The sequence below is a fragment of the Tropicimonas sp. S265A genome, assembly GCF_049800835.1.
GTDB lineage: Bacteria > Pseudomonadota > Alphaproteobacteria > Rhodobacterales > Rhodobacteraceae > Dinoroseobacter.
On the sequence record NZ_JBNAFU010000001.1, the window covers coordinates 996,249 to 1,010,967 of the forward strand.

The 14,719-nt window shown below is 61.7% G+C and carries 13 protein-coding genes; 7 read left to right on the forward strand and 6 right to left on the reverse strand.

The genetic code is table 11. The annotated features are described in order from the left end of the window. Window positions 1-63 precede the first annotated feature (63 nt). Genes ACP15N_RS04925 through ACP15N_RS04935 form a run of 3 tightly spaced genes read right to left on the reverse strand, consistent with a single transcriptional unit; the run spans window position 64 to window position 3,121 of the window. Complete coding sequence (locus ACP15N_RS04925; RefSeq protein ID WP_425091100.1) at window positions 64-1,098, reverse strand: extracellular solute-binding protein; 1,035 nt, start codon at window positions 1,096-1,098, stop codon at window positions 64-66. Next, window positions 1,068-2,462, reverse strand: a complete 1,395-nt coding sequence (locus tag ACP15N_RS04930) for a sensor histidine kinase (RefSeq protein ID WP_425091101.1) — start codon at window positions 2,460-2,462, stop codon at window positions 1,068-1,070. The genes ACP15N_RS04925 and ACP15N_RS04930 overlap by 31 nt, the downstream gene beginning before the upstream one ends. Continuing rightward, window positions 2,459-3,121, reverse strand: a complete 663-nt coding sequence (locus ACP15N_RS04935) for a response regulator transcription factor (RefSeq protein WP_425091102.1) — start codon at window positions 3,119-3,121, stop codon at window positions 2,459-2,461. The genes ACP15N_RS04930 and ACP15N_RS04935 overlap by 4 nt, the downstream gene beginning before the upstream one ends. Before the next feature lie 143 nt (window positions 3,122-3,264). Here ACP15N_RS04935 and ACP15N_RS04940 point away from each other — a divergent pair, with 143 nt between their 5' ends. The 6 genes from ACP15N_RS04940 (at window position 3,265) to ACP15N_RS04965 (ending at window position 10,238) form a co-directional block, all read left to right on the forward strand. Then, window positions 3,265-4,248 (forward strand): tripartite tricarboxylate transporter substrate binding protein, encoded by a 984-nt coding sequence (locus tag ACP15N_RS04940; protein WP_425091103.1) that lies wholly within the window; start codon window positions 3,265-3,267, stop codon window positions 4,246-4,248. A 72-nt stretch (window positions 4,249-4,320) separates the two neighbouring features. Further along, window positions 4,321-4,818, forward strand: coding sequence for a tripartite tricarboxylate transporter TctB family protein (locus ACP15N_RS04945; protein ID WP_425091104.1), 498 nt, complete (start codon window positions 4,321-4,323; stop codon window positions 4,816-4,818). Between the two features lie 3 nt (window positions 4,819-4,821). Further along, the gene (locus tag ACP15N_RS04950; protein WP_425091105.1) at window positions 4,822-6,345 is read left to right on the forward strand and encodes a tripartite tricarboxylate transporter permease; all 1,524 of its coding nucleotides are present in this window, start codon (window positions 4,822-4,824) and stop codon (window positions 6,343-6,345) included. A 33-nt stretch (window positions 6,346-6,378) separates the two neighbouring features. Then, window positions 6,379-7,581 carry a CaiB/BaiF CoA transferase family protein gene (locus ACP15N_RS04955; RefSeq protein WP_425091106.1) on the forward strand — a complete coding sequence of 401 codons (1,203 nt, stop codon included), beginning with the start codon at window positions 6,379-6,381 and terminating at the stop codon, window positions 7,579-7,581. Then, window positions 7,578-8,369: a citryl-CoA lyase gene (locus tag ACP15N_RS04960; protein ID WP_425091107.1), complete on the forward strand. Its 792-nt coding sequence runs from the start codon at window positions 7,578-7,580 to the stop codon at window positions 8,367-8,369. The genes ACP15N_RS04955 and ACP15N_RS04960 overlap by 4 nt, the downstream gene beginning before the upstream one ends. Before the next feature lie 222 nt (window positions 8,370-8,591). After that, the gene (locus ACP15N_RS04965; protein ID WP_425091108.1) at window positions 8,592-10,238 is read left to right on the forward strand and encodes a hypothetical protein; all 1,647 of its coding nucleotides are present in this window, start codon (window positions 8,592-8,594) and stop codon (window positions 10,236-10,238) included. A gap of 87 nt (window positions 10,239-10,325) precedes the next feature. Here the strand turns inward: ACP15N_RS04965 and adh are convergent, their stop codons facing one another. Both adh and ACP15N_RS04975 read right to left on the reverse strand, forming a co-directional pair. Then, window positions 10,326-11,849, reverse strand: a complete 1,524-nt coding sequence (adh, locus tag ACP15N_RS04970; protein WP_425091109.1) for an aldehyde dehydrogenase — start codon at window positions 11,847-11,849, stop codon at window positions 10,326-10,328. A gap of 108 nt (window positions 11,850-11,957) precedes the next feature. Further along, window positions 11,958-12,941 carry a GAF domain-containing protein gene (locus tag ACP15N_RS04975; protein WP_425091110.1) on the reverse strand — a complete coding sequence of 328 codons (984 nt, stop codon included), beginning with the start codon at window positions 12,939-12,941 and terminating at the stop codon, window positions 11,958-11,960. 229 nt (window positions 12,942-13,170) lie between these two features. Here ACP15N_RS04975 and queF point away from each other — a divergent pair, with 229 nt between their 5' ends. After that, the gene (queF, locus tag ACP15N_RS04980; protein ID WP_425091111.1) at window positions 13,171-13,635 is read left to right on the forward strand and encodes a preQ(1) synthase; all 465 of its coding nucleotides are present in this window, start codon (window positions 13,171-13,173) and stop codon (window positions 13,633-13,635) included. 57 nt (window positions 13,636-13,692) lie between these two features. Here the strand turns inward: queF and ACP15N_RS04985 are convergent, their stop codons facing one another. Continuing rightward, complete coding sequence (locus tag ACP15N_RS04985; protein ID WP_425091112.1) at window positions 13,693-14,586, reverse strand: SGNH/GDSL hydrolase family protein; 894 nt, start codon at window positions 14,584-14,586, stop codon at window positions 13,693-13,695. Window positions 14,587-14,719: the final 133 nt, after the last annotated feature.

Here is a 14,719-nt window from a genome sequence, read left to right on the forward strand (position 1 = left end):
TAAGAATTCCTGCAGTTTTGATGCGTCGGGCCCCGGTGGCAATGACCCGCCCCACCGCGCATGTCACTGCACCAAGGCGTCGCTCCATGCTCCGAGAAAGGCTTCCCGATTTAACTTGTCGAGATATACGAGCAAGGCAGGACCAAGCCGGATCGGGCCGTAAGCCTTGGCTTCGGGCTGTGCGGCTGCACCGAGGGGCGGCAGAACCCAATCGCTGGTCGTCCGGCGCAAACCCTCTTGCAGGAGCCGGTCCACAAACAGGGCGGCGGCATCCACGTCTGTTGCCGTGACGGGTATCAGAACCGTGCGCAGCATGGCAGTCGCGTAATCCTCAAGCTCCAGGATCTCCAGACGGTCATCCCGGGCGATGCGTTCCTCAGCGTAGGAGCCCAGAACGTTATAGGCCAAAGCAAGTCGCCCTGCGGCCACCGCATCAATCATTTCGGCCGAACAACAATAGAGCTGCGCATTCCGGCGCCCAAGCAGTTCCGACAACCGCCAGAAAGTGTCCGAATTCCGCGCCTCCTGCGTCGCGAACAGATAGCCGAGACCACTGACCCGGACATCGTAAGTGCCGATGGCGCTGTCAAAAACCTCCGGATGCTGACGAAGCAGGGCAATCAGTTCCTGCCGGGTCTTTGGGCGCTCCAGCGCTTCGAAACGCGCACGAGATATCACGGTCACCGCAGGCTCTACGGTGAAGGCAAAGAGTTGATCCCGCCACCGCGCCCAGGATGGCAAGGCTTCTGTCACAGAGGACCGATAGGCTTGTGCCCCGCCGTCATTTGCAAGCTGGAACTGCAGATCCATCGCGGACGAGATCGCCACGTCGAAGGTCGCTCCGTTGCGGATCGCAGCATGCAACTGCGCGCTTGATGCGACCGTGTAATCGATGCTGATCCGGGGGTGTTCGGATTGAAACCGCAGGATGAACGGTTCGAAAACCGCAAGGTCCGCAGTCGAGATGACCCGGATCACGTCATCACTTATGCCGGGATAGAGCTTACGGTCCTCGATCTCCAGAGCCGGAAGCGCCCCGGCACCCAGGGTCGCCGCAAGAACGGCAATCAGGCAGCGGGCAAGATGAGCGAAACGCATGCGCCGTCTCCATCCTCAGGGGTGGACAATTCCAACCGACCGCCGTGGGCATGCAGCGCCTCTTCCGCGATCGTCAGTCCCAGACCCGACCCAACGATCTTCGTGGCGTTGCGCCCGCGTTTGAAGCGCACGGTCAGTTCGGGCAGCGGCTCGTCGGAGAACCCCCGTCCATGATCGCGCACGGTAAGCCGCCATGTGCCGGCGTCGGGCTCAAGCGTGACCGCGACTTCGGTTTCCTCGGCTGAATACTTCACCGAATTGTCCAACACGTTTCGGAGCGCGCTTTCCAACAAGATGGCATCTCCTCGCACCAGCGCCGGGCTGGTGGCGTGCAGCCGCAGGGTGATGTCCTTCATCTCCGCTGTCGGCTGAAGCGCGCCGGTCACACGCGCTGCAAGCTCTGCCAGATCTATGGGGTCTTGCGCCAGAGCATCCGCGCGCAGGCTGACCGTCGCATGATCCAGCAGCTGGCTGGCCGAGCGTGAGCTTTCGTCGACCGCGCGGATCATTTGCCGAAGCATCTTTTTTTCGCTGTCTTTTTCCACCGAATGCAGCGCCAACTCGGCCTGCGCGCGCACGGTCGCAAGAGGTGTCCGGATACGGTGCGCTGCCTCCGCGATAAATTCCTCGGATCGCCGAATGGACAACCCCAACCGGTCCATCAGACGGTTCAGGGCAGCCAGCAGAGGCGCAAGCTCATCCGGCACGCGGCGCTCAAGTGGCCGCAAATCTGACGGGCCGCGCCGCGCGACGGCTTGCGCAAAACTGTTGAGAGGTTGCAGGGAGCTGCGCGCCGCGACCGCGCCCAGAAAAACAGCGAGCACGAAAAATGCGACGGACAAAAGTGCGGCGGTGCGTGACAGCCCCAATCCGATCGCCTCCACCCCGCTGCGGGTCTGGGCGACCGTGACAAGCACGGGCACCGGTTGCTGATCGGCCAACACGGTCCGCCGCACGGTCACTGCACGAACCACGTCCTGGCGGAAATTGAGGGTATCGACCGCGACATCGCCAGGCCCAGTGGGTGAAGACTGCGGGATCAGATCATCATATCCCGTCAAGGTCGCCCCCTCTGCGGCGACCCGATAGAAAACCCGATCCTCGCCGATGGCATCGAGCATGGCGAACGCCGAATAGGGCAGCTCAAGCCGGATCTCGCCCTGTTCGCTGCGCAACGCCTCCGCGATGGTGGTGGCAGAGGCCACAAGAACGTTGTCTTGCGTCCGTTCGGCGGCCTCGTAGGCGAAGCTCGTGACCGTCCACCATGACAACGTCGCCAAGACCGCCGCCACCGCTGCAAGCAGAAGGGTCAGGCGCTGTCCGATGGATTGCCGCAGACGCGGCCCGATGGCCGCCCGCGTCATGGCGCGGTCATCCGGTACCCGACCCCGCGCACGGTTTCGATCTGAACGCCCGCTTGCTGCAACCGGCGGCGCAGGCGGCCGACATACACTTCAATGGCATTTTCCGTCACTTCGGCGTCTTGCGAAAACAGCCGGTCGAGCAGGTGCGACTTCGACAGAATCTGCCCCTTGTTGCGGGCAAAGACCTCAAGCAGGCGCAGTTCGCGATTACGAAGGCGCTGGCTTTCACCATCTTGGGTCAGTGTTCCGGAGGACGGATCAAACAACGCTGAACCCAGCGGGATCACGACAGGGGCCGGGGTGCCGCGCCTACGCAAGACCGCGCGGCAACGGGCCTCCAACTCAGCGAAATCAAATGGTTTTGTCAGATAGTCATCTGCACCCAGATCCAGCGTATCGACGCGGTCGGCGACCTGGCTGCGCGCGGTCAGCACGATGACCGGCAACCGCTCGGCCGTGCGCGTTTCGCGCAGGAAGCTCCGTCCGTCGCCATCGGGAAGCATCACGTCAAGCAACATCAGATCGTATTCCGCCACGGCAAGCCAGTCATGCGCCTCCGCAAGCGTCAGGGCGTGATCAACCGCATGCCCCTCCATCGACAACCATGCGACGACCGCGTCGCCCAGTTCGGCATTGTCCTCGACCAGCAGAAAACGCATGCAACCTCCCCGCCGCAGGCCTGTGGCCGTTTCCCGATCCGTGCTGTAGCCTGCACAAGGCCGTGTCAGGCTTGTGTCAGCTTGGCGTGCGGTAACTAGACCATGGGCGGCAGAGGACCGCCTGTCAAACGGGAGGAACACCAATGACATTCACCATGACCCGCCGGGTCGTGATGGCGGCGGCTGCCGCCACGATCGCATTCGCAAATCCGACCTTTTCCGGCGGCCATCAGGTCCTGGACGAAGTGCACTTCATCATCCCCGGCGGTGCCGGTGGCGGCTGGGACGGCACCGCGCGCGGAACCGGCGAAGCGCTGACCAACGCAGGCCTCGTGGGTTCCGCCAGCTACGAGAACATGTCCGGCGGCGGCGGCGGCGTTGCCATCGCGCACATGATCGAAAACGCGGATTCGCTGCAGAACACGCTGATGGTCAACTCGACCCCCATCGTGATCCGCTCGCTCACGGGCGTTTTCCCGCAGAGCTTCCGTGACCTGACCCTCGTGGCCGGAACCATCGGCGATTACGCGGCCATCGTCGTGAACACCGACAGCGATATCCAGTCCATGGACGACCTGTTGGCGGCCTACCGCGAGGATGGCATGCGCTTCGCAATCGGCGGCGGCTCGGTTCCGGGCGGCATGGATCACCTTGTGGCAGCGATGGCAATGCAGGCGGCCGGCGAAGACCCGACCGCCTTCAACTACATCCCCTATGACGCGGGCGGGGCCGCGATGGCGGGTCTGCTGTCAGGTGAAATCCAGGCGCTGTCCACCGGCTTCTCCGAAGCTGTGGCGCTGGCTCAGCAAGGTGAAGTGCGCATCCTCGGTGTGACCTCCGATGAACGTGTCGATACTTTCGCGGATGCACCGACGCTCAAGGAACAGGGCCTCGACACCACGTTCGTGAACTGGCGCGGGTTCTTCGCAGCCCCCGGTGTTCCGGAAGAGCAGGTTGCCAAGTTCCAGGATGCACTGGCGCAGATGTATGACACCGAAGCCTGGGAAGAGGTTCGGGCGCGCAACGGCTGGGTCAACATCCACAACAGCGGCGAGGATTTCCGGACCTTCCTGGAGAACCAGGAAAAGGTCATTGGCGACCTGATGAAGACGCTCGGGTTCCTCTGAAGCTACTCACATAACGACCGCCCCGCCATCGCGCGGGGCGGCTCATAACGATTGTTTCTGGGAGGGGACACCATGGCGCTCGACCGCTGGATCGCGCTCATCTTCGTGGCGTTTTGCTGCATCTATGGCTACGCCGCGTTTTTCACGATGGATCAACTCCTCCCCCCGTTCATGCAACGCAACCCGGTCTGGCCTTCGACCTTTCCCAAGGTGCTGGCCATTCTTGGCGTGATCGTTGGCCTGATTGTCCTGCTCGGCATCGAGAAGTCTGACGCGGATGACAGCGCGCCAAGCGCAACGGATATCAACTACCGCAAGCTGCATGAATATAAACTCGGGCAGGCCCTGATGCTGCTCGGCCTGATGGTCGCCTATGCGCTCATGCTTCGACCCGCCGGTTTCCTGCTGGCAACGACGGTGTTTCTGGTCGCGGGCAGCACGATCCTGGGCGAGCGCAAGTTTCACATCATGATCCCCGTCGCCGCCCTTGCCACCGGTTTCGTCTGGTACCTGGTGCAGGAGGTGCTTGGCATCTTCCTGCGGCCTTTTCCGTTCTTCATGGGGGCCTGAGCGATGATCGAAGGCATTCTGATCGGCCTGCAGGCCGCTTTTTCAATCCAGAACCTGCTGATGGTGATTGCGGGCTGTCTGATCGGCACATTCATCGGCATGCTGCCCGGGCTTGGCCCGATGTCCATTATTGCGATCATGATTCCGGTGGCGATCACGCTTGGTGATCCGGCGGCGGCGCTGATCCTGCTGGCCGGCGTCTACTACGGGGCGATTTTCGGCGGCTCGACCTCGTCGATCCTGCTGAACGCGCCTGGGGTCGCGGGAACGGTCGCCACCAGTTTCGATGGCTATCCGATGGCCCGCAAGGGCATGGCAGGCAAGGCGCTGACCATTGCGGCCGTGTCCAGTTTTGCAGGCGGGACAATCGGTGCGATCCTGTTGATGATCTTTGCCCCTGCCCTGTCCACCGTCGCGCTGTTGTTCCATTCGGCGGAGTATTTCGCCCTGATGGTCGTGGGCCTGTCCGCCATCGCGGCCTTTGCCGGCACCGGACAAGTGGCCAAGGCTCTGATGATGACGCTTCTGGGGTTGATCCTGGCGACCGTCGGCGAAGGCGCGCTGTTCAACATGCCGCGCTTCACGATGGGCCTGATGGACCTGCAATCGGGCATCAGCTTCATCACGCTTGCCATGGCGATGTTCGCCCTGCCGGAGGCCTTGTTTCTTGTGCTTAACCCGGCACGCGGGGCCAGCGGGTCCGAAGGGGATAGCAAGAAGATTACGAACCTGCGGTTTTCCCGCGCCGAGGGCAAATCCATGATCCCGGTGATCGGGCGCCAGTCCGTGCAGGGCTTCTTCATCGGCGTTCTGCCGGGTGCGGGCGCCACCATTGCGTCCTTCCTCGGCTACGCGGTGGAACGCAACATCGCCAAGGGCGACGAACAGGCAGAGTTCGGCAAAGGCTCCGTCAAGGGCCTTGCTGCGCCAGAGACCGCAAATAACGCGGCCTGCACCGGATCGTTCGTCCCGCTTCTGACGCTTGGCATCCCCGGATCAGGCACCACGGCGATCCTGCTGGGGGCCCTTATTGCCCTCAACGTCACACCGGGGCCGCGCCTGATGGTCGACACGCCCGAAATCTTCTGGGCGGTCATCATCTCGATGTTCATCGGCAACCTGGTGCTGTTGATCCTGAACCTGCCGCTGATCCCGTACATCGCGAAAATCCTCGCAATTCCACGTGAATACCTCATCCCGTTCATTTTGTTCTTTACCCTGATGGGGGCCTATATCGGGCAGAACAACGCCACCGAACTTCTGTTGCTGGTCGGGCTCGGGGTGATGGCGACGATTTTCCGGTTTGCGGACTACCCGCTTGCGCCACTGCTGATCGGGTTCATCCTCGGCACGATGCTGGAGGATAACTTTGCCCGCTCCATGCAGCTCTATCGCGGTCTGGGTTTCATTCTGGAACGCCCCATGACGCTTGGCCTGCTGGTTCTGGCGTTGCTGCTGGTGCTGCTGCCGAGCTACCGCGCGCGGCGCGCCCGAAAGCGGGCCGAGGGAGTTGCCGATGGCGATTAATCGGCGCACAAGGCCACCCAAGCGACCGACCGGATGACACCTGCGGCAAGCCTGTCCGGCATTCGCGTGCTGGACCTGACAAACGTTCTTGCCGGCCCGTTTGCCTGCCACCAGCTTGCCCATCTCGGTGCGGAGGTGATCAAGGTGGAGGCCGTCGGGCGCGGTGATCTGGCCCGCAACCTCGGCGCGGATCCCGAGTTGTCAGCCAAGGGCATGGGGGTCAGTTTTCTGGCCCAGAATGCAGGCAAACGCTCCATCGCGCTGAACCTCAAACACCCGGAGGGCAAAGCCGCGTTCCTGCGCCTTGTAAAAACCGCGGATGTTCTGGTGGAAAACTTTCGCCCCGGTGTCATGGCGCGACTGGACCTCGACTACGAAACGCTGCGCGAAGCGCAACCGAACCTGATCTATTGCGCGATCTCTGGCTACGGGCAGACCGGCCCGTGGGTGAAGCGACCGGCCTATGACCAGATCATTCAGGGGGCTTCAGGTGTGATGTCGATCACCGGGGACAGCGCCACCGCCCCCTTGCGCGTCGGCTATCCCCTGGCCGACACGGTCGGGGGCCTGACAGCGGCCATGGCGATCTGTGCGGCCCTGAACGCACCCAAGCGGGGGCAATTCATCGACGTGTCGATGATGGAGTCGTTGCTGGCGACCATGGGGTGGGTCGTCTCTAATCACCTGATAGCCGACGCACCACCACAGGCGCACGGGAACGAGAATCCGACCTCAGCCCCATCCGGGACATTCCAGTGCGCGGACGGCCTGTTGAACATCGCTGCCAACAAGGACGAGCAGTGGTATGCTCTGGCCCGTCACCTGAAACGCGCGGATTTGCTGGAACATCCGGATTATGCCACGCGCGAAGATCGCAAGCGGAACCGTGTGGCTCTGAAGTCGGAACTGGAGTCGGTGTTGCGCACCGGTACGGCCCGCGACTGGGCGCGCGCCTTGAACGAGATCGGCGTCCCTGCAGGCCCAGTTCTGGGCGTATCCGAAATCTTGAGCCACCCGCAAATCACATCGCGCGATTTTCTTGCGCAATATGCAGAGGTTCCGGACGTGGACCGCCCGGTCAAAGTTGTCCGTACGGGCTTCATGGTCGATGGCGAACGCCCGGGCGTTGAGGCTGGTCCGCCCACCCTTGGCGCCGACACCGACGAAATTCTGACCGATCTGGGATACGATGCAGACGAGATTGCACTGATGAAAGCCGAAAGGGCAGTACAATGACCGAAGGCCGGGATGTCTCCGACTGGTGGAAGACCGCGATCATCGACATGGAGCCCGGCCGGATCGCGTTTCGGGGCCGTCCGATCGAAGACATGATCGGAACGACGAGTTTTCCGCAGATGATCTGGTGGATGGTCATGGGGCAGAAGCTTGAGCCAGCCAGGGCGACCCTGCTCGAAGCTGCGCTCGTGGCAGCCGTTGACCATGGCCCGCAAGCCCCTTCGATCGCTGCGGCACGCATGGCCGCGACCTGCGGGGTCGGGCTCAACAACGCCATGGCGAACGGGGTGAACATGCTGGGCGATATCCATGGCGGAGCCGGAGAACAGGCGGTCGCCATGTATGCGGCCATTGCACAGGCTGGCCCGGAGATGCTTGCACGGACCCTTGATGCCTGGCGCGCGGACCATGGTCGCTATCTTCCGGGCTTCGGGCACCGGTTTCACAAACCTGTAGACCCACGCGCCCCGCGCTTGCTGGCGCTGGTAGACGCTGCCGCGACCGAGGGGCATGTTTCGGGTCGTTTTGCAGAGATCGGTCGGGCGGTCGAGGCACATCTCGCGCTTGAACGCTCAAAACCAGTGCCCATGAACATCGACGGCGCAACGGCTGTGATCTTCGCGGAGCTTGGATGCCCTCCGCCCGTTGCACGCGGACTGTTCTGCCTGTCACGATCCGTTGGCATCCTTGCCCACGCGTGGGAGCAGATGGAGCAAGGCGGTCGCAACAAGGGTCCAACACCGCCTGGCTATCGCTGGACCTATGACGGGCCGAATACGGCAGACTAGCCGCGTCTTCCGAGCGGCGCGAACGGTCCTCGGACGAAGCGTGCGGGCGCCACTTGGAGGCAACCCGGTTCTCTTCGATCCTATGTGAGATGCAGATTGCAGCTTGACCACAGCGACAACCACAACGACCTGATAGAAAACCCCGCTTGGGCGGCAGAAACTCAGGGAAGATCGATGATGACGACTTGGGCTAGATTTGGTTCGGTGGGGGTCGCGGTTTTTATGCTGTTGTCGGCTCCGCAGACAATGGCGCAGGAGGCTGCCAACGACAGGACTGCTGCCATCGAACTGGTCGAACGGGCGCAAAACACCCTCGACATCTTGCGGCCTCTCGTTGAACTGGAAACTGATCTGAAGACCCGGATTGCGGAGCTTGCGGGCGATGGGTCACGCGAGCAGAGCGAGGACACTGCAGAGGAACTCGAAGATCTGAACCGCGAGTTGAGCGACGTTCAGGAACAGATTTCAGTGCTGGTGACGGGCGTGTCCGAAGAAGGCTACCGGGCACTGGACGAAGCAGAGTTTGACCTGAACGCCGAGCTTCAGCAACTTGTGGAGCCGTTTGTGCTTTTGCTCAACCAGGCCACCAACGAGGCCCGCGCCCAGGAGCGCACGCGCCGCGATCTGGATATCGCAAACCAGCGTCTTGCGAGTGCCAACCTGGCACTGACGAACATCGAAGCTGCTCTGGACCGCGCAGGTGATCCAAGCGTGCTGGAGCGGCTGAACGCGAATGCGGAACTATGGCAGGACCGCCAGGCCTCCCACCAGACGCAGGTGGATGCCCTGACCCAGCGGCTGACTGACCTGCAAACCGAAAACGGGCCGGTCGGGCAGAACGTGAATTCGGCCTTTCAAGGTTTCTTTCAGGAACGCGGAACCAGCCTGATCATGGGGTTTGGCGCTTTTGTCGGGGTTCTGATTGCCACGCGCCTGTTGGCTTATGCCGGGCGCAGCGTTGCTGCCCGAAGGATCGAGAAACGAACATTCGCCATGAGACTTGGCGGTGTGCTGTTTGCCGTGTTCTCGCTCATTGCGGCGTTCGGCGCGATGATCTGGGTGTTCAACATGCGCAACGACTGGCTTCTGCTGGGGCTTGCCCTCTTGCTGCTCATCGCGGCTGTCTGGGTCGTTTTCAAGATGCTGCCCAGCCTGCTGGAACAACTCTCCGTGCTTCTGAACTTGGGCGCGGTGCAGGAAGGTGAGCGGGTGCTCTTCAACGATGTGCCCTACAAAGTACAGCGGCTGAGCTTTTTCACGGACCTCGTGAACCCGGCGCTCGATGGCGGAGAGTTCACCCTGCCCGTGCGTGAACTGGTCGGCATGCATTCGCGCCCCGCGGCCGAGGATGAAGCCTGGTTTCCATCCGAAAAAGGCGACTGGGTCCGCCTGGCCGATGACAATGCCGGTCAGGTTATCGCGCAGACCCCTGAAATGGTCGTGGTAGAGTTGTTGGGCGGCGCGCGCGTCACCTACCAGACTGCGGACTATCTGGCCGCGACCCCCGTGAACCTGTCCCATGGGTACCGGGTCGAGGTGGAGTTTGGCGTTGCCTACAAGCATCAGGACCAGTCAACGGACACCATCATCACACAGTTGCGCGACGGTGTCGCCGCGCATTTCGCGCGTCTGCTGGGTCCTGACGAGTTGCGCAACGTCGATGTGGAGTTCCTGCGCGCGGGGGCGTCATCTCTGGACTATGAGGTCGAGATTGATGTCGCAGGCTCTGCGGCCCACCGGTTCGAAGAGTTGGAGCGCGAATTGGCGCGCTGCCTTGTGCGCTTGGCCACCCGGCATGGATGGGAGATCCCGTTCCAGCAAGTCGTGATCCACAATCCCGAACCGCGGCAGGCCCACGCCGCACAGTAAAGCGCACAAGAAAGGCCCCGCATCACAGGATGCGGAGCCTTGGTACAAGACGGTCCGGCCCGAAGGGGCCAGTCCAATCCCCCGACCTTAGAAGAAGCCCAGTTTGTTGGGATTGTAGCTCATCAGGATGTTCTTGGTCTGCTGGTAGTGGTCAAGCATCATCTTGTGGTTTTCACGACCGATGCCAGACTGCTTGTATCCACCAAACGCGGCATGTGCCGGATAGGCGTGGTAGTTGTTTACCCAGACGCGACCGGCTTCGATGGCCCGGCCAAAGCGATAGCAGGTGTTCGCGTCACGCGACCAGACACCGGCGCCAAGGCCGTACATCGTGTCATTGGCAATCGCGAGGGCTTCGGCCTCATCCTTGAAGGTCGTGACGGACACGACCGGTCCGAAGATCTCTTCCTGGAACACGCGCATCTTGTTGTGGCCTTTCAGGATCGTCGGCTGGATGTAGTTGCCACCTTCCAGTTCGCCGCCCATCTGGGCTGCCGCGCCACCGGCCAGAACCTCGGCCCCTTCCTCGACACCGATGGTCAGGTAGGACAGGATCTTCTCCTGCTGCTCCTTGGACGCCTGCGCGCCGACCATCGTCTCGGGGTTGCGGGGATCGCCTTGCTTGATCGCCTTAACACGGGCAATGGCGCGCGCGATGAACTCTTCGTAGATGTCTTCCTGGATCAGTGCGCGGCTCGGGCAGGTGCAGACCTCACCCTGGTTGAAGGCGAACAGCACGAAACCTTCAACAGCCTTGTCGAGGAACGCGTCATCCTTCGCCATCACGTCCGAGAAGAAGATGTTCGGCGACTTGCCGCCCAGTTCCAGCGTGACAGGGATCAAGTTGACCGTTGCGGCCTCCATGATCTTGCGACCGGTTGCGGTGGATCCGGTGAACGCGATCTTGGCGATCCGCTTGGATGTGGCCAGCGCGCTGCCGACCTCTGCGCCGTAGCCATTCACGATGTTCAGAACACCGGCGGGCAGCAGGTCAGCGATCTTTTCCATCAGGACCAGAATGGCAGCCGGGGTCTGTTCGGCGGGCTTCATCACGATGCAGTTGCCGGCGGCCAGCGCAGGCGCCAGCTTCCAGGCCGCCATCAGGATGGAGAAGTTCCAGGGGATGATCTGACCGACCACACCCAGCGGTTCATGGAAGTGATAGGCGACAGTGTCATTGTCGATCTCGGACATATGACCTTCCTGCGCGCGCAGGGTGCCGGCGAAATAGCGGAAATGATCGGCTGCGAGCGGAATATCGGCGGCCATGGTTTCGCGGATCGGCTTGCCGTTGTCCCATGTCTCTGCCTGCGCGATCAGTTCGAGGTTTTCCTCGATCCGGTCCGCGATCTTGAGCAGAATGTTCGAGCGCTCGGTCGTGGACGTCTTGCCCCACGCGTCTTTTGCGGCATGTGCCGCATCCAGCGCCAGTTCAATATCCGCCGCGTCGGAGCGCGGGATCTCGTTGATCATGGCACCAGTGATCGGCGTGACGTTCTCGAAATAGCGACCGTTCACGGGGGGGACGAACTCACCACCGATGAAGTTCTCGTAGCGCAGCTTGAACGGCGAGGTATAGGTACCAAGCTCGGTTTGGGTCATATCATTCATTGAGTATTCCTCCTGATCCCGGGCAAATTTTCTCCGGGTGGTCCAGCGTTTGCCGTGTTCGTGCATGTGGGTCACCAGACGTTCCATGCCGCGACTGCAAAAGGTGTCTCAGCCCTGAGACAGGTGACCTCGCTTATCGTCCAATTGCAGACGTTTCATACGGCGGTAGAGCGTTGCGCGTCCGATCCCGAGATGTCGAGCGGCGGCGCTGACATTGCCGTTGGTGCGCGCAAGGGCCCGGACCACGGCCGCACGTTCCGCCTTCTCGAACCCAGATGGACCTTCGGTTCGGCCCAGAATATCGCTTGCGGGTTTGGGCGTGATGGTGCCGCTCGCATCGAGCGAGAAGACCCGCCGTGCGTCCTTGGTTGCGCCGATCACAAGGTCGTCGCTGTCGATGGCCAGCAAGGTGGCCGCTTCGGCATCCGTCCCCTCGGCCACGACGATCCGGGCGCTGGCATAGGTCAGTCGGAACATCGCTTCTTCGATGTACCGGGCCGTCTGAGTGACTTGTGCGGCGATCAGGTTGTTGAACGCCTCTGTCTGGTCGGCACGCGCCGAAGACACATCCAGCGCGGCAAGCACCTGCCCCTCGGGTCCAAAAATGGGGGCGTCAATGCAACTCATGCCGGTGTTGCGGGCAAAGAAATGGTCGTCGCGGTCGATGATAACCCGACGCCGCTCGGTCAGGCAGGTTCCGATCCCGTTCGTGCCTTCGCTCTTCTCGCTCCAGTCGGCCCCTTTGCTCAGACCCCAACTGTCGAAAACCGGCGCATCGGCGGCTTTGACCCGTTGTTCAAGGACAATCCCATCCGCATCGGTCAAAAGGACCGCGCAGCCCGACCACCCCACCAACCCGAACAGGGCATCGAGCCGGGGTGAGGCGATTTCCAGAAATTGCGCATGTGTCTCGAGCCGCAAGCACAAGTCGGATGCGTCAACACGCTCTGGCGCCCCCTGCCTGGCCGGGTCAAGCCCATGCACATCCACCGAGCGCCGCCAACTTGCCGCCAGACGCGATCTGGCCGCAGCCGACGAGGAGCGTAAAACCGCGTCTACTTTTTCAAGATGGTGCTTGGTGTAGAGTTGCAAACCGGGTCCACGCTGTGATTCAAGCCAATAGGCGGCACCATTTCACAGGCGACAGAAGTTTTGCATCAGACGTTCGTCGGTCTTACTTTGTCCTTTGGTCGCATAGGCATAGCCTGTTTTTTCGGCCTTGAAAGCTGCCGAAAAACATGGCCCGAAAATGTGTATTTTGCGCTTGTGCTTCCCCCGCCGGACCCGCAGGTTCCGCACAAAATGACATGGGAACAGTAAGATGAGCGGCTCGATCTACGACAACCTCAAGCAGTTGGGTGGCATGACGACCCTTCCCGACAGCCCAGAAGCGGCGGAACTGGAGCGTGTGGCGAACCCGCAACCGGATGTGTCGTACACCGTGCGGTTCACGGCACCCGAATTCACGTCGCTTTGCCCGATGACCGGCCAACCCGACTTTGCGCATCTCGTGATCGACTATGTTCCGGGCGCGTGGCTGGTCGAGAGCAAATCGCTGAAACTGTACCTCGGCGCGTTCCGTAACCACGGCGCGTTTCACGAGGATTGCACGATCTCGATCGCGCGGCGGCTGGTGACATTCCTGGAACCGAGCTGGCTGCGCATAGGCGGGTACTGGTACCCGCGCGGAGGTATTCCGATTGACGTGTTCTGGCAGACCGGCGCGCCACCCGAGGCGGTCTGGATACCGGATCAGGGCGTACCGCCCTATCGCGGACGCGGCTGATCCAGAAAAAAGAGCCGGCCCGTTGGCCCGGCCCTGAAGTGCGACGCCCCTTGTCCCCTAGCTGGCAATGGCCTTGCGACGTCTCAGCCCGCCAACGGCAGCAAGGCCAGTCAGCAACAACCAGGCTCCGGCAGGCAGGGGCACCGGTTCTAACGCGGCGCGAACTTCCGCGCCGATGATCGCATGGGCCGCCGAAGTGGGGTGGATCGGATCCCAGAACGGCGTGTCCGCGCAGTCAACCAGCGGTGAAAGTGTGCACGGGAAAAGGGTTGAGAACCCGAACGACGCCGGGTCAGCCACCGTCGCCCCGGTCAGCGAGAAAATGTCGATAAAGGTGATATTGACGTCAGTCGGCAAGATGGCCTGTAAGGTCGCATCAAACGCGCTCGACAGCAAAGACGCCTGCTGCTGCAAAGCCGGCGGAGCGGTGGAGGTCAGGGGAATTTTCCCCAGATCCGGCAGACCGAAGATCAGAAAGTCGCTGACACCATCGCCGATCAGAACGTCGACCTGCGCATCGATGGCGAAAGCTGCCGCCTGGGCATTGGCAAGGGTGAAATTGGCAAATGGCGCGTTGATGGGATCGTCCGGCAAAAGGTCATTTCCCCCGAACCAGAGCGAGACAAGGGGGCGGTCACCCTTGGGTGCTGCGAAGTTTTGGAACTGTGCCACCTGTGCCGCAAGATCGATCGCGCTTGTACCCGCAGCAGTCGCCCCGCCGGACGCAAGGTTCACGGATGTCTTTCCGGCAACTTCGAACTGCTCAAGCAGCGGGTCGTTCCAAACCGGACCGTTGCTGGAGACAGAGCCCACCGGCGCGGTGGTGCCGTTGTCGCTCAGACTGTCGCCGAGAATGAACAGACTGGTATAGATGTCAGGTAGTGACTTGGCTGCCGCAGGAAATGCGCTGGCCAGTGTGAACGTGAAGCAGATCAATCCTGTTTTTATCATTGAACATCCTCCTAGGTCGCGCAGGCAGTAAACGTCAGGAGTTGATCCGAAACAAGAATTGCTGACCCAACGTCACGTGCAGTCTGACGCAGGGTCAAAACACGCATATGACACGCTAAACAGCATAGCGGCG